Origin of the sequence: Paenarthrobacter sp. NPDC089675 (assembly GCF_044749185.1) — a bacterium.
GTDB lineage: Bacteria > Actinomycetota > Actinomycetes > Actinomycetales > Micrococcaceae > Arthrobacter.
Genome location: NZ_JBIVHM010000004.1, coordinates 87721 through 108262, shown reverse-complemented (window position 1 = coordinate 108262; position 20542 = coordinate 87721). Strand labels below are relative to the sequence as shown.

General features: G+C 62.8%; 19 protein-coding genes and 1 pseudogene. 7 read left to right on the top strand and 13 right to left on the bottom strand.

What is annotated here, in order from left to right:
* Positions 1-133 precede the first annotated feature (133 nt).
* Genes ACIPY2_RS10535 through ACIPY2_RS10510 form a run of 6 tightly spaced genes read left to right on the top strand, consistent with a single transcriptional unit; the run spans position 134 to position 5247 of the window.
* Positions 134-1387, top strand: a complete 1254-nt coding sequence (locus tag ACIPY2_RS10535; RefSeq protein ID WP_400266333.1) for an MFS transporter — start codon at positions 134-136, stop codon at positions 1385-1387.
* Positions 1388-1396: 9 nt separating this feature from the next.
* On the top strand, positions 1397-2191 hold the full coding sequence (locus tag ACIPY2_RS10530) for a carbon-nitrogen family hydrolase (protein ID WP_400266332.1): 795 nt from the start codon (positions 1397-1399) through the stop codon (positions 2189-2191).
* 7 nt (positions 2192-2198) lie between these two features.
* Positions 2199-2882 carry a DUF2848 family protein gene (locus ACIPY2_RS10525; RefSeq protein ID WP_400266331.1) on the top strand — a complete coding sequence of 228 codons (684 nt, stop codon included), beginning with the start codon at positions 2199-2201 and terminating at the stop codon, positions 2880-2882.
* Positions 2882-4348 carry a 4-hydroxyphenylacetate 3-hydroxylase family protein gene (locus ACIPY2_RS10520; protein ID WP_400266330.1) on the top strand — a complete coding sequence of 489 codons (1467 nt, stop codon included), beginning with the start codon at positions 2882-2884 and terminating at the stop codon, positions 4346-4348. Before ACIPY2_RS10525 ends, ACIPY2_RS10520 begins: the two co-directional genes overlap by 1 nt.
* A 3-nt stretch (positions 4349-4351) precedes the next feature.
* The gene (locus tag ACIPY2_RS10515) at positions 4352-4726 is read left to right on the top strand and encodes a cupin (RefSeq protein WP_400266329.1); all 375 of its coding nucleotides are present in this window, start codon (positions 4352-4354) and stop codon (positions 4724-4726) included.
* Positions 4723-5247: a flavin reductase family protein gene (locus ACIPY2_RS10510; RefSeq protein ID WP_400266328.1), complete on the top strand. Its 525-nt coding sequence runs from the start codon at positions 4723-4725 to the stop codon at positions 5245-5247. Before ACIPY2_RS10515 ends, ACIPY2_RS10510 begins: the two co-directional genes overlap by 4 nt.
* Before the next feature lie 117 nt (positions 5248-5364).
* Here ACIPY2_RS10510 and ACIPY2_RS10505 read toward each other — a convergent pair whose 3' ends face one another.
* The 12 genes and pseudogenes from ACIPY2_RS10505 to ACIPY2_RS10450 all read right to left on the bottom strand — a co-directional run.
* The gene (locus ACIPY2_RS10505) at positions 5365-5688 is read right to left on the bottom strand and encodes a putative quinol monooxygenase (protein WP_400266327.1); all 324 of its coding nucleotides are present in this window, start codon (positions 5686-5688) and stop codon (positions 5365-5367) included.
* A gap of 151 nt (positions 5689-5839) precedes the next feature.
* Positions 5840-6733 carry a carbohydrate ABC transporter permease gene (locus tag ACIPY2_RS10500; protein ID WP_400266326.1) on the bottom strand — a complete coding sequence of 298 codons (894 nt, stop codon included), beginning with the start codon at positions 6731-6733 and terminating at the stop codon, positions 5840-5842.
* Positions 6733-7761 (bottom strand): carbohydrate ABC transporter permease, encoded by a 1029-nt coding sequence (locus tag ACIPY2_RS10495; RefSeq protein ID WP_400266325.1) that lies wholly within the window; start codon positions 7759-7761, stop codon positions 6733-6735. The genes ACIPY2_RS10500 and ACIPY2_RS10495 overlap by 1 nt, the downstream gene beginning before the upstream one ends.
* The gene (gene ngcE / locus ACIPY2_RS10490; protein ID WP_400266324.1) at positions 7758-9167 is read right to left on the bottom strand and encodes an N-acetylglucosamine/diacetylchitobiose ABC transporter substrate-binding protein; all 1410 of its coding nucleotides are present in this window, start codon (positions 9165-9167) and stop codon (positions 7758-7760) included. Before ngcE ends, ACIPY2_RS10495 begins: the two co-directional genes overlap by 4 nt.
* Before the next feature lie 273 nt (positions 9168-9440).
* The gene (locus ACIPY2_RS10485; protein ID WP_400266323.1) at positions 9441-9842 is read right to left on the bottom strand and encodes an MmcQ/YjbR family DNA-binding protein; all 402 of its coding nucleotides are present in this window, start codon (positions 9840-9842) and stop codon (positions 9441-9443) included.
* A 20-nt stretch (positions 9843-9862) separates the two neighbouring features.
* Entirely contained in the window at positions 9863-10690 is an 828-nt protein-coding gene (locus tag ACIPY2_RS10480; RefSeq protein WP_400266322.1) for a polysaccharide deacetylase family protein, read from the bottom strand.
* A 123-nt stretch (positions 10691-10813) separates the two neighbouring features.
* A complete protein-coding gene (locus tag ACIPY2_RS10475) occupies positions 10814-11239 on the bottom strand; it encodes a CoA-binding protein (RefSeq protein ID WP_400266321.1) in 426 nt (141 codons plus the stop codon).
* A gap of 9 nt (positions 11240-11248) precedes the next feature.
* On the bottom strand, positions 11249-12073 hold the full coding sequence (locus ACIPY2_RS10470) for a hypothetical protein (protein ID WP_400266320.1): 825 nt from the start codon (positions 12071-12073) through the stop codon (positions 11249-11251).
* On the bottom strand, positions 12070-12624 hold the full coding sequence (locus tag ACIPY2_RS10465; RefSeq protein ID WP_400266319.1) for an RNA polymerase sigma factor: 555 nt from the start codon (positions 12622-12624) through the stop codon (positions 12070-12072). Before ACIPY2_RS10465 ends, ACIPY2_RS10470 begins: the two co-directional genes overlap by 4 nt.
* A gap of 320 nt (positions 12625-12944) precedes the next feature.
* Entirely contained in the window at positions 12945-14531 is a 1587-nt protein-coding gene (locus tag ACIPY2_RS10460; protein WP_400266318.1) for a DUF222 domain-containing protein, read from the bottom strand.
* A gap of 252 nt (positions 14532-14783) precedes the next feature.
* Positions 14784-16154: an MFS transporter gene (locus ACIPY2_RS10455; protein WP_400266317.1), complete on the bottom strand. Its 1371-nt coding sequence runs from the start codon at positions 16152-16154 to the stop codon at positions 14784-14786.
* Positions 16155-16236: 82 nt separating this feature from the next.
* A pseudogene (locus ACIPY2_RS10450) lies at positions 16237-17523 on the bottom strand (M20/M25/M40 family metallo-hydrolase); the annotation flags it as partial.
* 16 nt (positions 17524-17539) lie between these two features.
* Here ACIPY2_RS10450 and ACIPY2_RS10445 point away from each other — a divergent pair.
* Positions 17540-19012, top strand: coding sequence for an aminotransferase class I/II-fold pyridoxal phosphate-dependent enzyme (locus ACIPY2_RS10445; RefSeq protein ID WP_400266316.1), 1473 nt, complete (start codon positions 17540-17542; stop codon positions 19010-19012).
* A 424-nt stretch (positions 19013-19436) separates the two neighbouring features.
* Here ACIPY2_RS10445 and ACIPY2_RS10440 read toward each other — a convergent pair whose 3' ends face one another.
* Positions 19437-20516 carry a LacI family DNA-binding transcriptional regulator gene (locus tag ACIPY2_RS10440; RefSeq protein ID WP_400266315.1) on the bottom strand — a complete coding sequence of 360 codons (1080 nt, stop codon included), beginning with the start codon at positions 20514-20516 and terminating at the stop codon, positions 19437-19439.
* Between the last annotated feature and the right edge of the window lie 26 nt (positions 20517-20542).

Genomic DNA, 20542 nt, shown 5'->3' with positions numbered 1-20542 from the left:
CCACATGACCGATTTGAAGGAGGCAGAACTGAGGCAACAGAAGCACTCAAGCCTGCCGGTAGTGGCAGCTTAGAGCCTGGCCGGAACGGCCGTTGAATGGTACGACTTCTTTCTCTATGGCACTGCCGCCGCATTGGTTTTCAACAAGCTCTACTTCCCCACGGACGATCCCCTGGTAGGAACCATGCTCGCCTTGGGTACATTTGCAGCCGGCTTCCTGGCCCGGCCGCTCGGCGCGATCGTGCTGGGCCACTTGGGCGACAAGCACGGGCGCCGGGCAACGCTGGTGGCAAGCCTCATGCTCATGGGAATCGCCACCGCCCTCATTGCCTTCATCCCCGCCTACGCGGCAATCGGCTTGGCAGCACCGTTGCTGCTCCTGCTGCTGCGCCTGGTCCAGGGTTTCGCACTCGGCGGAGAATGGGGCGGCGCCGTCCTCCTCGTCTCCGAGCACAGCAATGACAGCTCCCGCCGGGCGTTCTGGTCATCATGGCCCAACATGGGCCCGCCCCTCGGCAACCTCATGGCAGCCGGCGTCCTGGCTGTCCTGGCTGCCACCATGCCTGAAAGCGAATTCCTTGCCTGGGGCTGGCGTATCGCCTTCGGACTGTCCGCGCTTCTGGTCATCATCGGACTTGTCCTGCGGCTCTATGTCCAGGAAACCCCGCTGTTCAAGGAAGCACAGCGCAAGCGCGAAGCTGAGGCAGCAACGGAACGCAAAATGCCCCTGGCCATCCTGTTCCGCCGCAACTGGCGCGAAATTTTCATCGCCACCGGCAGCCGCATGGGCGAGAACGCCGGTTTCTACATCTACTCGCTGTTCATCATCACCTACGTCACCCAGATCATGGGCCAGCCGCGGCAAACGGGTTTGACCGCCGTCATGATCGGCCAGGCAGTCGCCGTCGTCGCCATTCCCATCCTGGCCCTCTATGCCGACCGGGTGGGCCGCAAGCCCATCATGATCGGAGCCTCGATCGCCACGGTGGTGTGGGCCTTCGCCTTCTTCGCCTTGCTCAACACGGGGCAGGCGTGGGGCATCGTCGCCGCTGCAGTTGGTGGCCTGCTGATCTTCGCCGCGTACAGCTCAGTGATCGGCGCCTTCTTCTCTGAACTCTTCCCTACCGACGTCCGCTACAGCGGCACGTCAGTGGCCTACAACCTGGCCTCGTTGATCGCAGGGTCCCTTTCCCCCATCATCGCCTTAGCCCTCTACAGCGCCTTCGGCACCGGCTACGCCATTGGCATCTATCTGGCCGCGATGGGCGTGATCTCCATGGTCTCGGTGATGTTCGCGAAGGAAACCAAGGGCCTCCGGCTCAGTGACCTGGACGAAAAGCCCGCCAGCGGACAGCCCCTCAGCGAACAGCCCAGCAACACCAAGTAAGGAACAAGCATGAAAATCGCACTCGTCCAGGTAGCAAGCCCGGACACCGAAAGCCGTGAGGACCGGATTGACCGGGTGGAAGCCCTCCTCCGGAACATCACCGGCGCTGAGCTGATCGTGCTCCCGGAACTGTGGAGCGCAGGCTACTTCCACTTCGACGAATACGCCGACCTGGCAGAGACGCTTTCCGGGCCCACCGTTTCCATGTGCTCACGTGTTGCCAAGGACCTGGGCGTGCACCTGCACCTGGGCAGCATCATCGAGGCCGGGGAAAACGGACAGCTCAGCAACACCTCCATTCTGCTGGGACCGGATGGCAGCGTGGTCCACACCTACCGGAAGATCCACGTCTTTGGTTACAAGTCCAAGGAAGCGGAGCTGCTCACGGCAGGAACCTCGCTGCCGGTGGTCTCCTTGCCGTTCGGGGCCACCGCCGGCATTACCTGTTACGACCTGCGCTTCCCGGGACTGTGGATGGAGCTCAGCACGCGCGGCGCGGAAATCGTGATTGTCCCGGCAGCCTGGCCCGCGGCTCGACGCGAACACTGGCGGCTGCTCACCACAGCGAGGGCTTTGGAACACCAGATCTTCGTGGTCGCCTGCAATGCCGCCGGCACCCAGGAAGGCGTGGAGCTGGGAGGCCACAGCCGCATCGTCGACCCGGCCGGGAATGTGCTCGCCGAGGCTGGCGCAGACGAGTCCGTGCTCCTGGTGGACATCGACCCCGCCCAAATCGGCACAGTCCGCGATGAATTCCCGGTGATCAACGATCGCCTGGCCAGCTACCAAGCTTTGACCGTTTAGGAGAACCATGCAAACACAACGACAAGTCCCCCTCACCTTCAGGGTGGTGGACACGGACACAACAATTACGCTCACGGACTTCCACGCAGTGGTGGCAGGCTACACGGGGCGCGATCCCAAGGCCGTGCAGCACCACATCGACGAACTCGCGGCCATCGGCGTGGCACCACCACCGGAAGTGCCCATGTTCTACCGCATGGACTCTGACCTCTTCGAGACCTCCGGGGAGCACGACACCAGCGCCAACCTGACCTCCGGCGAGATAGAGCCCCTGTACATCCGCCACGATGGCAAGTTCTACCTGGGCATCGGCTCGGACCACACCGACCGTGACATCGAGGCCGAGGACATCGGCGATTCCAAGCGGGCCTGCCCCAAGCCCGTCGCCGGTGAGGTGATCGTCGTCGAGAATCTCGACAACCTGGACCTGGACCAATGCACCGCACGTACCTGGGTGGACGGCGAGCTGTACCAGGAAGGTTCCCTGAGCGGCCTGCGCAAGCCGGCCGACGTCGTCGAACGCCTTTTGGCCCGCACGGACATCGGTGACGCCGACTTCATGTGCCTCGGCGGCACCTTGCCCCTGCTGAACGGAAAGTTCGTTGGCGGAACTTCCTGGAAGCTGGAGCTCTCGTTCCCGAATGGGACCACCATTGAACATAACTACAAAATCAAGAAAGGCTCACTCTGATGAGGACCGGAAAAGAGTACCTGAAGTCCCTGAACGACGGCCGGACGGTGATCCTCGACGGTGAGGTGGTCGGCAACGTGCTGGAACACCCGGCCTTCGCCAAGGTTGCCCACACTATGTCCGAGCTGTTCGACATCGCGGCGGATCCCACCAACGGCATGCAGTTCCATTCCGAGGAGATCGACGGGCCGGCCAACCGGACCTTCGGCGCTCCCCGCACGCAGGAGGAACTGGTCCTGCGCCGCCAGGCCATCGAAACTTGGGCCAAGCACACGCACGGCTGGGTAGGCCGCAGCCCCGACCACGTCGGTACGTTCTTTGCAGCATTCGGCTCGCACCCGGAGGTGTTCGCCAAGGACGAGCGCGACTTCGCCGGCAACGTGGAGCGCTACTACAAGAAGGTCCTGGCCGAGAACCTGTACCTTTCCTACGCCATCATTCCCCCGCAGGTCTCACGAGCAACCACAGCGTCAGGCTGGGAAGGCGAATACCTACAGGTCGGCGTCGTGCGTGAAACCGAGGAGGGCATTGTTGTCCGCGGTTCGCAGATGCTGGCCACCGGCGCCGCAATCGCCGACGAAGTCTTTGTCACCTGCATCAAGCCGCTGGGACCGGACGACGTGGACTTCGCCGTCAGCTTCGCCATCCCGGTGGCCAGCGACGGGCTGAAGCTGTACTGCCGCCGCCCGTTCGCACCGGCCGCCACCAGCGACTTCGACTACCCGCTCACCAGCCACTACGACGAGCCCGACGCCCTGGTGGTCTTCGACGACGTCCTCATCCCGTGGGACCGGGTGTTCATCAACCGGAACATCGAGACGCTCCGCCGGCAGTTCTTCGACACCGGCGCCCATGCCCTGGGCAACTGGCAGGCCCAGATCCGGTTCTCCACCAAGCTGAAGTTCATCGCTTCGGTGGCCCGCAAGGTCACGCAGGTCAACGGTACGGACAAGATCCCCGGGTTCCAGGAGAAGCTCGGCGAGCTGGCCGCGATTGTGCAGTCGGTCGAGTCGGCGGTCCTCGCCGCCGAATACACCGCAACGACGGACGACGCCGGCATGCGGGTTCCCGGAAAGGCCGCACTTTACGGGGCCATGGGCTTGCAGTCGGAGACGTACCCCCGCGTTATCTCGATCCTCCGCGACTTGGTGGGCGGTGGCGTCCTGCAGTTGCCCTCGAGCATCGCGGACATGACCAGCAGCGTGACCCGGCCGGACATGGAACGCTACGTACAGTCCCCCGGCGTCGCCAGCGAGGAACGCGTCAAGCTGTTCAAACTTGCTTGGGACATCATCGGCTCCGAGTTCGCCGGCCGCCACCAGCAGTACGAAATGTTCTATGCCGGTGCTCCGTTCGTGGTCCGCGGCGCCTACACCTACCGGAACTACGGCTACGACGCGCTGGTCGCGGAGCTGGATAAGTTCCTGGGTTCGTACAGCATCGACTCCGAATCGGAAGGGATCTAAGCCATGGCCAAGCCCGAATTCGAATTTACCCCTGTTTCCTCGGTGGAGTTCGCGCCCTGCAACCCGCACATTGAGGGCCTGTCCGAGGCCATCCTTGCGCGGGACTCAGACAACGACTCCGTCACCCGGATCCTGAAGTTCGAGCCAGGCACGGACACCTCCCCCAACGGTGTCCTGACCCACGACTTCTGGGAAGAAGTGTTCATTTTCGAGGGTTCGTTCGTGGACCAGCGCCTGGGCAAGACCTTCAAGGCCGGCGACTGGGCCACCCCGTCCGCCGGGCATGGAGCACGGCCCGTGGGTTTCGGAAAACGGCGCCAAGATGTTCGAAGTCCGCTATTACACGGATTCACCCGCAGACCGGAGCAACTGACATGAGCCTCGCACCGCTTTTCACAGTTCCCGATGCCATGGGCATGCGCCGGGCGATGGGCCGCTTCCTCACCGGCGTCGCCGTCGTGACCACCAAGCACGAGGACGAGCTCTACGGGATGACCATCAGCTCGCTCACGTCCATCAGCCTGGAGCCGCCCATCCTGATGATCTCGCTGAACTTCGGCACCCGCACCGGTGAGGCCCTGATGGAAAGCGGCAAGTTCGCCGTCTCCATCCTCGGCTCCAAGCAGGAGTCCATCGCACGCCGGTTTGCGGTGCGGGGCGGAGACCGTTTCGGCGAAGGAGACTTCGACGTCACCGAAAGCGGCTTGCCGGTGATCAAGGGCGCCCTCGCCCAGGCGGACTGCACCGTGGTGCAAACGTACGACGTCGGCGATCACCAGGTCTTCTTCGGACAGGTCACCACGTGCCGGGACCGGGACGGCGAGGTGCTCGCCTTCAAGGCCGGCCGCTTCGGTTCCTTCAGCGACTTCGGCCACGCCGAGATCCCCTGGATGTTCTAGCCGGCCTGCTGGGCCTGTGCCTTCACCACCAACTTTGGCGCACGAACGCCCCCGACAAGCCCCTGGCAGGGCGCGTCGGGAGCGTTTCGAGTTCAAAGTGGGTCGTGGCGGTACGCCCTACGCCTCGACGGTCAGCTCGCCCATGCGGTCCCAGCCGCTGCCTTCGATCTGGCGGCTGATGATCTGGGGCGTCTCGGCGAGGGCCTGCGGCATGTCGGCCATGGCCTTCTTGAAGTGCGCGCTGTTGACGTGGGCCTCGGCGGCGGCGTCCTTGAAGGCTTCCACCAAGACGAACTCGTTGGGGTTGTCCACACTGCGGGACCAATCGAACCACAGGTTGCCCGGCTCCTGGCGGGTAGCTTCGGTAAAGTCGGCCACCAGGTCCAACCAGCGCTCGGACCACTCCGGCTTGACCTTGAATTTGACCACAATAAAGATCACGGGCTTCCAGCCTTTCCTTGGATAATAAGTTCCCTTCCATCCTTCCAGAGTCGGAGGGTCCTTTCGCAAGCAGAGCGACGGCGGTCCGCACCATAGGTGCGAACCGCCGTCGTGCGTTTTAGCTTGCTTGCGCTATTTCAAGGTTCCCGTCCTACTTCATGGTTCCCTGTGAAACAGAACCTTGGAGTTGGCGCTGGAAGATGATGTAGACGATCAGCACCGGCACCACGGTTACGGTGACCGCGGCAAACAAGGCCCCGAAGTCCACGGCGTAACCCATCTGCCCGGCGAAGGCCGCGAGGCCCTGCGACAACACCCGGGGGCCGGCCGCATTGATGGAAACCGGAATAAGGAACTGGTTCCAAAGGCCCAGGAAGTTGAAGATGGCCACGGAAGCGAGTCCGGGCTTGGCCATCGGCAGCATCACTTGGAAGAACGTCCTCCACTCACCCGCCCCGTCAAGTGCTGCAGCCTCCGTGATCTCGTGCGGGAGGGACTTGAAGAACGAGAACAGGAAGAAGACCGTGAACGGCAGGGCGAAACCGACATAAACCAGGATCAAGCCGGGCAGCGTGTTCAGGAGGCCCATGTTCTTCAAGACAAAGAACAATGGCACCATGGCCAGGAAGATGGGGAAGGTCAGCCCCGCCAGCATCAGGTAATAGATCGCCCGGCTTCCGGGGAACGTGTAGCGCGCAAGGACGTAGGCACACATTGCGCCGAGCACCATGACGATCACCAGGGCAGAACCCACCACGATTACCGAGTTCAGGAAGTAGCTTCCGATCCCCGCTTCGCTCCAGGCCTTCACGTAGTTATCGAAACGCCATACGGACGGCAAAGCGAACGGGGAGGCGAAAATCTCGCTGGACGTCTTGAAGGAGGACATGAACGTCCACAAGAGCGGCAGAATCACGATGAGTGACCAGATGGTCAGCGCAGTGTGCGACACCGCACCCACGACCTTGTCGCCCGGGGTTGTGGCCGGCGTCCGCGGTTGGAAGTGGAGGGACTTCATTTCAGGGGTTGCAACCTTGGTGGTCATCAGTTGCTCACATCCTTATCGCCGCCGGTGAGCCTGTTCACCAGGAACACCAGGCCGGAGAAGATCAGGGTGGTAATTGCCAGGACTACGCCCATGGCACTTGCCAAGCCGAACTGGCCCTTGCTGAAGGCCGTGAAGAACAGTTGCTGGGACATGACCAGCGTGGAGTTGTCGGGACCGCCGCCGGAGTTGAGGGCTGCCATATAGACGAAGGCGTCCAGCGCGAGGATGCCCATGTAGATGTAAGCGGTCTGGATGTTGTCGCGGATCAGCGGGATGGTGATGGACACGGCAGTACGGAACCGTCCTGCCCCGTCGATCCTGGCCGCTTCGAAGAGTTCGGCCGGGATACCCTTGATGCCCGCCACGAACAAGACCATGTAGAAACCGACAAAGCCCCACACGATCACGAACATGGTGGCGATCATGGCCGTGTCTTTGTTGCCCAGCCATGCGAAGTCCTTGAACTGGTCCAGGCCGATGCTCCGCAGGATGCCGTTCAAGAGCCCGCCCGAGGGATCGTAGATCTGTCCCCACATGATGCCGATCGCGATCGCGGGGATCGTGTACGGGAAGAAGGACACCACGCGGTAGAAGCTGGAGTTGCGCAGGCCCTTGATCTGGCCCTTGCTGCTGCCACCCACAGTGACCAAGGTGGCCAGGACCAGGCTCAGGATGATGGTGATGATCGGCAGGAAGATGACCAGAAGGATGTTGTTCCCCATGGCCTTCATGAAGATATCGTCCGTGAAGATCTTGACGTAGTTGTCCAGGCCAATGAAGTTCTGGTTGGGCGAGAACCCGGACCAGTCGGTCAACGAGTAGCCGAACGCCTGGATGAAGGGCCAGATCACGAACAAGAGGTATATAACAAGCGGCAGTCCAAGGAACACCGCGAAGAAACTGATCTTGTCCCACGTCAGCGGCTTGCGTCGCCGCTTCACCAGTACCGGCGAAGCCGTGGCCGGAACGACGACGGCGGCAGCACCGTCGTCGTTCCGGCTCTGCTGCGTTTTCACTACGGTCACTTCACTTCAATCTTCTTGACCGAACTGTCGTTACGGACCTTGTCCGTGATGCCCTGAAGGGCCGAGGTCAGCGTTGCCACGTCCGACTTGCCGTCGAGGAACGTGTTCCAAACAACCAGCTGGTCCTTATTGGTGCCGTAAAGGTCAATGAAGTTCCAGGTGTAGATGTGCTCGCCGGCATCCTTGAGGAGCTTGGTCTGTGACACCAGTGCCGTGGAACCGAATCCGTCTTCGGGGACCGTGTCCTTGACGATCGTGGGAGCCAACTTGGTCTTGGCGAAGTTGGTGGCAGCATCCTTGGAGAGCATGACGCGCAGCAGCTCCTTGCCGCCGGCCACGTTCTTGCCCTGCGACGGAACAACAAACGGCTCTCCTGCCGCGCTGTGCAGTGCGGTGTATGGCATCTTGGGGCTTGCACTGACCGACGGGACAGGAGCGCCTGTCATCTTGAAGCCTGCCTTGGTCTGGTCCTTCATCTCGTTTTCGATCCAGGAACCGGACGGGTAGAAGACAGCTTCCTGGGCGTTGCTCCACTGTGCCTGCGCTGCGGTGAACTGGGTGCCCGATCCGCCGGGCTTGAAGAATCCCGCCTTGACGATCTTGTCCAGTGCCGTGAACACGGACTGGATGGCAGGGTGCGACCAGCAATCCGCCTTGAGGTTCTCCAGCGCAAGACGGACTTCGTCTCCGCCCTCCTTAATGGCCGAGGCGATTGCCATTTCCTGGTAGTAGGTGGCTGCTTCCTTGCCCCAGACAAACAGGTACTTACCTTTTGCCTTGGCCTGCTCACCGAGAGCATACATCTCGTCCCAGGTCTTCGGGACCGTCCAACCATTGTCTTTGAGCAGCGCGTCGGAGTACCAAACGGCGTACACGGTGAGCACGTAGTTGAGTGCGGCAAGCTTGCCGTCGAAGGTGCCCGGGGCCAGGACCCCTGTGTAGAGCGTGTCCTTGATGACCTTCCCCTCCAGGTTCTTGGCCTCCACAACACTGTTGAGGTCCTCGAGCTGGGCAAGGATGGTGCTGAAGCCGATTGCCTTGGCGCCGGAGTTGTCGATCAGGTCCGGCGGGTTCCCACCGACGAAACGCGGCTGGAGCTCCTGGGCGATGTCCGTGGAGGGTGCGATCTTGGCGGTTGAGCCATCGTGCGCCTTTTCGAAAGCCTTGCCTGCGAATTCGACGTAGTCGATTCCGTAGCCGCCCTTGAAGATCACGGCATCAACGGTGGACTTGTCCGCCATGCCGAACGGGTTGGTGTCCGAGACCGTGCCCGTGGGACCAGCATTGGTTCCGCCGCCGCCGGCTGCACAGGATGCAATGCTTCCGCCCATGGGGACCAGCACAGCTGCAGCAAGTGCTCCGCGAAGGAATCCGCGGCGGCCAAGGGACTGGTTCTGAATCGTCATTTCAATACCCCTTTGTGACTCGTAAGGCCGACTCCGGCGGCTGGGGCCGTTCAGTCGGTCGGTCTGGGCTGACGCTCTACAGCATCAACCTTCGTGTGACATACTTCACCACGAATGATCGAAAATCAATATTTCTCGGCAGTTTCAATCAAGATTTGTCAAAGTGTGATCATATGTAAGAACCAGTTACCCTCCGGTTTGCACTCTCAATGTAGCTCTATGCAGGCGAATCGGGGAGGGTTTCGGGCACCGAAGGTCAAGGCAGTTTTGCGCTCACGAGTTGCTCAGGCGCGCCCAGCCAAGTTGTTCCTGCTGCCTGCGGCTGAGGGTGGCCACAACCAGGTCATACGAGTCCTCCACCATGTCCCTGATCATGGCGTCGGGAAGTTCTCCATCCAGCCGGACACCGTTCCAGTGAGTCTTGTTCAGGTGCCACGCGCCGGTGATCTCGGGATGTGCCGCCCGCAGCTGTTCTGCCAAGGCAGGCTCGCATTTCAGGCTCACCGACCAGTTGCCCGGGTTCATTGCAGAAAGGGCGAACATCTTGGCTTCATGCCTTGCACCCCCGGCCACGGCAGCGCGGACCTTGAACACCGACAATTCGGGCCCGAAAGGAAAGTCTTCGAACGCGCCCGGGAAGCTGAGGCAGATCTCGCGAAGGCTGGAAACGTCCATGGTTCGAGGGTACTAGCCCGCTACGCCACCCCGAGGAAGTCTTCGAGCAACACCACTTCGAGGCCGGCCGCCAGCTGGGCTTCCCGAAAGGCAGCAAAATCGGCAGCAAACTCGGCACGGAAATGCATCAGCACAATATCGCCCGGACGCAGGGCGTTGCCCACCTGATAGTCCATCTTGCCGGCGTTCGCCTTGGCTTCCCAGGTAATGATCGCCTTCAAGCCGGCAGCCGCCACCGCCTGCCGCATCGCATTCGAGTAGGCACCGCCCGGTGGCCTGAACAACGTCGGCGTCCGGCCATACTGCTGGAGCGCATAATCCTGCATGCCCAGGATGTCGTTGAACTGCTGCTGGTAGCCCCACTGCTGCACCATGTTGATGTTGTGCGTCACCGTATGGTTTTCCACCAGGCTGCCTTGCGCCTCAAAGGCCTTGAAGAACGACGGGTTTTCCGCGATCGTGTTCTTGGTCAGGAAGAGCGACGCCGGATAATCGTACTGCGCCAGGAGCTGGACGGATTCCGGCGTCTTGATGTTGCCGTCATCGATGGTGAGGAATACCACCGGGTGCTTCGTCGGGATTTTGGTGATCACCGGAGCCAGTCCGCCCACCACCGGCGGCAACTGGTAGTCGGGGATAAAGGTGCGGCGAATACGTTTCGTGGCCGTCGGCGTCGGTGTCCGCGAGGGGGAAGCGTCCGATGTCGGGACCTCGCCACCCGGGGCAAATGCGCCATTGGCGCCCGGCACCTCAGGCGCGGTGGAAGGGGGAGCCTGCGTCAGCGCCGGCGTCGTACTATCTCCGACGCCGCACCCGGTAACTCCGGCAAGAAGCGAAGCACCAAGCACCCCGAGAAGAGTGCGCCTGCTGGGCACGGAAAATGGCGTGGCAGGGTGCTGGTCACACACGGCTATCCCCTATGTCTTGAGGAATGATTCAGCTGAAGAGTAGCAGGAGAACAGCCCTGCTCTTTACAGGCCGTAATGCCAGCCTTCACGTGCCGGGCACGAGTTGACCACGACGTCCAGTCCGGCGTCCCGGGCGCGTTGGCAAGCGTCGTCGTCGAACACTCCCAACTGCAGCCAAACAGCCTTTGCCCCAACAGCAATTGCCTGGTCGATCACGGCCCCCACCAGCCCGGAATTGACGAAGCAATCAACAACATCGATGGGGTGCTTCCCGGCAGGGATGTCGGCGAGCGTTTTGTAGCCTTTCTCGCCGTGGACATCCTCGCCCTTGAGGTTCACCGGGATGATCTCCATGCCCATTTTGTCGCGGACGTAGAGGGAGACGTCATAGGCTGAACGCCACTCATTGTTGCTCAAGCCGACGATTGCCCACGTGCCCTTTGTCAGCATCAGCCGCTCTACGACGGCCGGATCGTTGAGACGCATCATGCGCCCAGCCTACTCCCCGGGGTCCAGGACATTCTTCCGGGGCAACAGCCACCCTTTCAACGCATCCACCACGGAGTGGCCGCTGCCATCCGCTTGTTTGTCCGCGCCCTGACCCTGGTTTCCTTGCTTGGCGCCTCGGGAACCGGGCTCCGCCTTGGCAGGCTTGGTAGCGATCACAGGCCCTGGCTTGGCGTGCCCGGGAGGAGTCGGCTTTGCCTGCTCCGGATCGGTTTTCCCGGGCCGGTCAGCATTACCCGGTTGGGCAGCATTATCCGGTTGGCCGGCATTCCCTGGATCGGCAGCAGATTCGCGCATGTCGCCCGCAGAGGAGTCCTTTACCGCTTCTTGTTGGGCCGGCGCTGTGCCCTCGGGGACGTCATGGGTCTCCACCGGGACCGGTACGGACGGAATGGCCGCCGGATCACTCCCCGGAGCGGGCTCGGTAATGACTTTCGGGGCATCCGGGGTTGGCAGCGCCGTGGGGGTGCCCGATTTGTGAGGAGCAAGGTTGGCGAAGAAGTCGCTGATGAAAGCGGACGTCCAACCATGGCCCGAACTCGCGGCAGCCACTCCACTGACGCCCAGGCCCATGGCGGCCACCACCGCAACGCCCACGACGGCGGCACGATGCTTGTGCTTCCAGCGCCGTTTGGCGAGCTCGTCGTGGGGTCCGGCCAGCATGGCGGCAAGCTCGGCGTTGGGCTCGGGCGCCTGCAGCTTGGAGTAAGAGCCCAGGGCGAGCAACGTTTCCCGGAGGTCGGAATCGCCGCGAAGGTCGGCTTCGAGCAGGAGATCCTCGACGATCCCCGTGCGGTCCAATTCCCTGTACGTCATGACGACACGTATTCCTTTACTACCGAATGCTCACGGAGCGTGATCAGTGCACGCCGTTGCAGTTGCTTCACTGCCCCGGCAGATTTCCCCATGATGTCGGCAACCTGTTCAACCGTCAGTCCCGCCACGATGCGCAGCGTGAGAACCTCCCGCTGTTCGTCCCCGAGGCAATCGAGGAGTTTAGCGACCTCCTGCGGCGCCAACCGGTCCAAGGCTTCCGACTCGGCTGAACCGGATTCGCGGGTGTCGCGATCGGCCTCGAACTCGTGCTGCTCGGGCGCCCGGCTTTGCTTCCGGTGCTCATCAACCATGCGGGCATGTGCCACCGAAAAAACGAAAGTCCTCAGCCCGTTCACGCCCCCGTTGAGGTCATCAACGCGGGGCAGGACGGCCAGGAAAACATCCTGCGTGACGGCTTCGGCATCAGGTACCCCCTTGGCCGTCAAGTAACCGAGCACCTGGCCGGCGAAGGCCTGGTAGACGGCGCTGAACAATTCCGCGTTATTGCCCCTGAGTGCAAGAAGCGCTTCATCGGTCAATGCGTCGGTCACTGAAGAGACTTTCGATCGGCGGCAGGTCCGTGGCTTGAGCCAGCTCGTTCGCCACAGCTGGGCTCACGACCTCACCTAGGTTATCTGCTCTGCCAGGCCGACGACGCGACAGCCCACCATGTCTTCCGGAAATCTCCGTCGAACTCCGGAAACCGCCATGGGACAAAGGAAGAGCCGAGCTGGAACATGATGGGGGACAAATTCCAGCTCGGCCCTTTCACAGAGGTAATCGTTCGGGTACGCCATAGGGTTACGCGGGGTACGGACTTTTTTGAAAAGTTTTTGGCGCATTCCAAGTCAGGCAGTCACAGGACCTGCCGTCATGGAATTTCGGACGGTACTGCGGCCGGTACTTTGGTTCGCTGGCGTGGCCGTTTCCCAGTCCTCGATGGTGCTTGAGGGTCCAAGCCTCCCGGCGGGCTGTTCCGCTTTCCTATCGACTTTCCTATCGATGCGTTCCCGTTACCGGGTAGCGGGGGTGCAGTGGATTGGTAGCGGTGGCCGGTGGGGGTTGTGACCTCCACGGCTCGGGATCCTCGTACTCCTGGCTTGGTCTTCCAGCCGGGGTTCTCCTTCGTGTGGTTGCACGCCTCACACAGACCTGCGCCATTGTCCAAGCTCGTGGTCCCACCCGCGTGCCACGCCAGGACATGGTCGTAATGGCGGATGGGCGCGTCACAGTACGGTGTACGGCACGTGTCATCACGGGTCTCGATTAACCGCGGCAGCCCCCTCGGGAACAAACGCGCCCTCGAATCGGTGGCCAGCAGTTCGTCGGCTCCCGGAGCGGTATAGAGCCTTCGGATCCAGACATGGAACTCCGCAGGCGCTTGGGTAGGTTGTTCATCGGGTTGCTCGCTCCCACCGGAGGGAGTCCCCGCAGCAGACGACCCGGCAGGTAGCGGCCTCCCCTCAGTTCGAGACCCGGCTGCGGTTTGCCTCACCAGCGAACCGGTCCCATTACGTTTGACCAGCTCCCTCGCCCAGCCGGCCGGAACAACCCCGTAGCCCTTCAACCGTGCCGGTTCGCTATCGCCCTGCAACAAAGTCCTGTCCGTCATGACCAGTTCAACCTGCACACCCGTAATCCCGCCCGGCGTGCCCGTGAGCCGCTCAACCAGGGTGTCGGCCATGATCTGCCCTCGCAAACGGGCATCCCCACCAGAGCGGGCCGTATCAGCAGCCCGCGACAACGCCGCGTACGCTGCCACACCCTCGGCTACAGGTAACAGTGCCGTCAGATACGTCATCGTGTCCGGGGCAGGACGCAGGCTCACACATCGCTCATTCGCAGCGTGCGCGGCCCGCCGTGTCACCGAACGGGGATCGCGCCGATAGGCAGCGGCCTTCACCGCGGCAACAATCCGCCGATCCCCCGCACCCTCCAAGGTGCCCAGGTCAGGGGCGAGTTCTTCATCCACCGCGCAACGGTCCTCAGCGCTCAGGCAGGCCGTTTCCTTCACCAGCAACGTGGCACGCCACTCGTTCAACTGCCCGTTCTCCAAGGCAGCCAACGTCCGCGGCATCTCCGTCACGAGCGCTTTGGCCAACCCCAGCAGGCGGGACCCCTTATTCGGGGACTCACGCCGCGCCAATGCCACCTGCGCCGCAACCCCCTTACCCCGCTCAGCCACCGGCACTCCCGCCTCGGCCTGCTCCCGCCGCTGGGCCAGATCAAACGCCACAGCCACCCTGGCCTGCGCCGCCGCCACCGCCGACTTCAAATGCTCCAAGCCACGCAACTGATCCACCAACAATCCACTCCCGCCCGTGGGTTCGAGTGCACCAACTGCAGCGATCAACCCCGCAATCGAGGCACGCGCGTCGACGGGCGTTTCAGGGACAGGGACAGGATTATCCGCGGCGTCACCATCGCCACTGTGCTGCCCCGCCGAAATCCCGTCCATGAGAACAGTCTTGCTGCAACCAACCAACAGAAGCAGAGCGCAAAATGCCTATGTGGAAACACCCCCAGAGAATCCCGACCACCCCTCCTCTACAAGTCGCCAAAGTACCCAGGCAGCCCCGACCCGGTGTGAGCGAGTGAGCTTGGCAGCCTCCGCGCATCCACGAAAACTCCTTCTCCAATGCCGGACGGTCACCTTGATCCGGGGGCGCGGGTCAGCAGCGGCGAGTTCGCCGCCGTCGTGAATCCTGCACTAGCCTTCAGCAAGCGCCCCGGCAGCCTTCTCTGTGTAGGAAGCCGAGACGCGTCGATAAACAGGCGTGAGGAAAGCCAAGAATGCCGCAACGATCATGAGGATCCCAGCCACCAGGAAGACCAGGGCGATGCCCCGGGACGTACCTTCACCCAGGAGCGGCGCCAACTTCGCGGATCCTTCTGCCGAGCGGGCATACGGGATGATCCAGAACTGCGCGATCGGAGCAATCAGGAAGGCGGTGACCGGTGCCGCGGCGGACTCGAACGCCATGGCGAATCCGAAGACCCTGCCTTGCCGCGGCAACGGAACCACTTGTTGGATCACGGTCTGTTCGGCCGCCTCGACGATCGGCACGAGCGTCAAATACAGCCAGATCCCGGCGATGTACAACCACGGCCACTCCCGGACGGTGAACACGGCTCCGAGCACACCCATGGCAGCAACGGCCCAGAGCATGGTGCGCAAGGGATTGGCTCCTAACCCGAACTTTCCCACCAAAGCTCCGCCAACGATGAACCCGCTGGCCCCCACGGCGAAAAAGGTGCCCCAAAGCTCCACGGGAAACATCTCCAGGCCATATGGATCCATCAGTGCCATGTACACCCCGCCCACGAAGTTGTTGAACGTGGAGAAGATGATCAGCGCGAACAAGCCGGAAATGGCCATGACGGCTGCAAATGATCCCCGCAGATCGAACCCGCCAGTGGCATCGGTGACCGCTGGCTGAAGCTCTTCGGGCATTCGCAACGTCAGGAGGTGCCCGTAGGCGAGGGCAGTGAGGACCAAGGCCACAACAATCGTCCAGCCCATGCCGACGAGGCCCACGGACAGGCCCGAAAGCACCGAAGTGACGATGAACATCAGGCCTTGGACCATGCCCACCAGCCCGTTCGCGTTGGCCCGGCGTTCAGGCTCAATGAGGATGGTGACCGTAGTAGCCAAGGCGATGTTGCGCATGTTCTCCACCACCGCGCCCACCAGGATGATGAGGGTGAAGGCCCAGAACCAAGGCTGCCCGAGATCCAAGAGCGGGCCGGTGGGCACCAGCAGGAAAACGATGCCCGCCACCGCAAACATCAGCAGGGTGAAGGCGGCCGCGAAACGCATGACCGCAAGCTTGCGGTAGCGGTCCACGAAGGTGCCGAAACTGATGCTCGAGAGGGCGATCAACAGCATGTACGCCCCGCCGACCACGCCCGTGGCAATCACGTTGCGGGTTTCCAGATATACCCAGAACGTCAGGGCAAACCAGAGGTAGCTCGTGGTGATATTTGCCGCAGCGGTGTTGACCAGAATCCCCATGAACGTCCGGGAACGCTCGGCGGGCGTCCGCAGTGATTGGTCAATATGGGCTGCCTGCTCCGTCATTGGTTCCGGCCCCTGTGCATGCGAGTGTCCCCCTGGATGAAAAGCGCGGTGATTCCAGCATCGACCGGTCCTCAAGCATGGGTCAAGTGCCTGATACGGCCAGTTTCGCCAAGAACAACGCTTCCGCCACGATCGCGTTCCTTAACTCCCCGAGGTGCACGGATTCGTTGGCCCCGTGCGCCCGCGAGTCGGGGTCTTCAGCGCCGGTCACCAGGACGGAGCACCCGGGCTGTGCTTCCGCGAGGGTAGCCACGAAGGGTATCGATCCGCCCACGCCCATTGCTACCGGCCCGGCTCCCCAGGCCGTTTCGAGGGACCAGAGGGCTGAACGGATCATAGGGCTATCCAAATCCACGTTGAACGGCTTGCTTCGGGATCCCGGAGTAAACGTGACCGCGGCACCGAAAGGCGTGTGCTTCGCGACGTGGCGCCGCAGGGCGTCCATGGCTTGGTCGGGGTCGTTGCCTGGAGGAAGGCGAAGGCTGAATTTCACGGTGGCCTCAGGGAGGAGCACATTTCCGGCCGAGGCGGTGGGCGGGGCATCGAGCCCTATGAAGGAGAGGGAAGGTGCGTTCCACAAGCGGGCTGTGAGGGAGCCTGCACCTGCCAAGTGCACGCCATCCACAACGCCGGCATCGCGACGGAAGGTATCCTCGTCCATTTCCACGGCCGGAGTCGGGCCTTGAGTCAGCCCCTCGACGGCGACAGAACCGTCGTCGTCATGGAAAGTGCCCATGAGCCGGGCCAGGACGGCGAGCGCGTCGAGCAGTGGGCCACCATATGTTCCGGAGTGCAGGGCATGGTCCAGGACGCGCACGTGGATGGTTCCGTCCACCAGTCCGCGGAGGCTGGTGGTGAGGGCGGGAGTTCCGACGGCCCAGCTTCCGGAGTCGGCAACGATGGCCGCGTCGGCTTGGAGATCGGGACCGAACTCTTTGAGGAACGCGGGCAGCGTGGGCGATCCTGCTTCTTCCTCCCCCTCGATGAACACCCGGATCCCCAGGCCGTTTACGGAACCGATCACGGTGTCCAGCGCATCCACGGCGCCGAGGTGCATGACGATTCCTGCCTTGTTGTCCGCGGCTCCCCGGCCCCATAAGCGGCCGTCGCGGCGCATGGCGGCGAAGGGTGTGGAGGCCCATTCATCCAGTGGCCCGGGAGGTTGGACATCGTGGTGGGCGTAGAGGAGGACCGTCGGCACGCCATGGGCTGCTTTCCGTGCAGCAAGAACACCTGGCGCCCCGCCGGAAAGAGCGCCAGCGTCAGAAGAGTTGGGCCCTGCGGCACTCCGGACGATCCGGACATCCGGAAATCCCACACCCTTGACCAGTCCCTGCACCAGGACAGCGCTGCATTCCAGTTCGGCAGGGTCAAAGCCGGCCCACGTGGATCAGAGCAAAGCACCCATTCTTGACGCCTTGACCGATTACCACCGGATGGACCGTTACGGATTCACCCCGCCGGGCCACCGCCAAGGCCGGGGTGCTGACGTGCGCACCCGCGAAGCTCTCGGGCAGGACACCTTCCATTCGGATGTGCTCTCCACTGCGGGCCTGGATGACCGCAAGTCCTCCAACGGCTACCTCAGCACGGCGGAACAACTGATGGCAGAGGCAGTCGGCGCAGACAAGGCTTTCTTCTCCACATGTGGCAGTTCCCTGTCGGTCAAGGCCTCCATCCTGGCGGTCACCCAAGGAAAGGGTGACCTGCTGATCGGGCGTGACGCCCACAAATCCGTGGTGGCGGGCCTCATCCTGTCCGGTCTGCAGCCGCGCTGGATCAATCCGCAGTACGACTCCGAACTGCACATCGCCCACCCGCCTTCCCCGGAAGAAGTGGAGAAGATGTGGCAGCGGTACCCCGATGCGAGGGCCGCCCTCATCCCCAGCCCCACCCCTTACGGCACCTGCGCAGACATCGCAAAGATTGCCGAAATCTGCCACTCTCGGGGCAAGCCGCTGATCATCGACGAAGCGTGGGGCGCCCACCTGCCCTTCCACGACAGGCTGCCGACCTGGGCCATGGATGCCGGCGCCGACATCTGCGTGGTCAGCGTCCACAAGATGGGCATGGGCTTCGAGCAGGGGTCCATCTACCACCTCCAGGGGAACCTCGTGGACAGCACCAGGCTCAGCCAGTGCGCTGACCTTCTCTCCACCACCAGCGCGAACGTGATGATCTACGCCGCAATAGACGGCTGGCGTCGGCACATGGTGCAGGACGGCACGAACATCCTTGAAAGGACGCTGAACCTCACGGACCGCGTCCGTGAGGACATCGAACAGCTTGAGGGAATCCATGTGCTGGGGCCCGAACTCATCAGGGCGGAGGCCTCCCACGATTTCGATCCCCTGCATGTGCTGATGGACGTCTCCGGGCTGGGAATCAGCGGCTACCAGGCGGCCGACTGGCTCCGCGCCAATTGCCGGCTCGACGTCGGACTCAACGACCATCGGCGGATCGAGGCGACCCTCTCCCAGGCTGACAACGAAGAAACCACCGGCCGGTTGCTTGACGGCCTCCGGCAGTTGATCAAGGCGGCACCCGACATGCCCGAGCCAAAAAAGGTGGAGCTCCCGGAGTGGAAAGACCTTGAGGCAGATGCCGTCATGCTGCCCCGCGATGCCTTCTTCGGGCCAGTCGAGAACGTGCCGTTCGACGAAGCCGCCGGCAGGATTTCCGCTGAACAGATCACACCCTACCCGCCGGGCATCCCCGCAGTGCTGCCCGGAGAACGCATCAACCAGCGGGTTCTGGACTACCTCCGCTCAGGCGCGGAGGCCGGCATGGTCCTGCCGGATCCGGCCGATCCCGGGCTGAAAACCATCCGCGTGGTGGCACACCAGCGGGACAGCTGACGCCACCCGCGCGAATCTTCGGGCCCGTAGCCTCACGCTCCCAAGGGGCGTAGGCTGGCCCCTCCAGCAAGAGGACCGAAACAACGAGTTCCAAGGAGAGATGATGACCCTTCCTCCACAGCACGAACCCGATCCGTTCCCGCCCGAGCCCGGGCCAACGCAACCACCTTCGGAACCTGGGCCGGTGCAACCGCCGCCGGACCCGACGCAACCATTCCCCCCACCGATGCCGGACCCAGGCCCCGAGCCCGGTCCGTTGCCGGTCCCGGACCCAGGTCCGGCAACCCCTCCTCCGCACCCGGACCCGACGTTCGGGAACACGCCCCCGGAGTGAGGCGGCCCGACTGAAGTGAAGTACGACGACGGCTGGTCACCTGAGGTGACCAGCCGTCGTCGTGCGTTGAACGCAAGGCCCCACTGCCGCCTATGCCTTGGACGGCACCGCAACCGAGGCGCGTTCCACGGCCGGGCACTCAATCTTCAGTGCCGAGTCCGCGGGAGCCGTGTCCAGCCCCAGCAGGAGGCGGACGCCTGCGGCGCCCAGTTCGTAGTGCGGCAGGGAGACCGTGGAGAGGGGCGGGCGCAGGTGCGCGGCGATGACCTCTTGGTTGTCGAAACCCACCACGGCGATATCGTCCGGAATGGAAAGCCCGTTCTCCCGGAGGCCGTCGTAGAGGCCCATGGCCATCCGGTCGTTGTAGCAGTAAACGGCGGTGATATCGCGTTTGAGCAATTCCTTGGTAGCGCCGTACCCGCCCTCCTGGTCCGGGTACGCCTCCAGGACAAGGCCGGGATCGAAGGCAATACCGGCGGCCTCCAGTGATTTCCTGTACCCCTCGAGCCGGCCATCCCGGGCAGGCGCAGGGGTGGTGGCATTGATGAAGGCGATGCGACGGTGGCCGCCGCGGATCAGGATGTCCGTAGCCGACTGCCCACCCTGGGCTTCATCCGGAACCACGGCGCGTGCTGCCCCGGGCTCCGGGGAGAAACAGTTGACCAGCACGAAGTCGGCCTCGCGCAGGGTTTCCGGAATCTCGGTGGTCCGGTGGAACCACGTCGAGTACAGGATCCCGCGGACTTTGTATTCGAGCATCATGTTGATCGCATCGTTTTCCAGGTCAAGGTTGCCTTCGGTGTTGGCGATCAGTAGGGCGTACCCGTGCTTCCAGGCTTCGTCCTGTGCACCATGGATGATCTGGCCTGCGAAGGGGGTAGTCGCTACACCGTCAGCCACGAGCCCGATGAACTTGGAGGTGCCGCTGACGAGGGTCTTGGCCATCGCGTTGGGCCGGTAGCCGAGCTTCCGGATGGCATCCTTGACCCGTTGGCGGGTCTCCTCGGCGATGCGCGCGTTTTTCTTCTTGTTGATGACCAGGGAGACCGTGGCCGTTGATACGCCGGCTTCTTCGGCAACTTCGCGGAGGGTCACCGGATGTGCGCGGCCTGTTCCGACAGGAGCGCCGGGGGTCGCCGGCGTGCCTGGATCTTTCTCCTGCGAAATCATCTGCCCTCCATCAGGAGTATATCCAT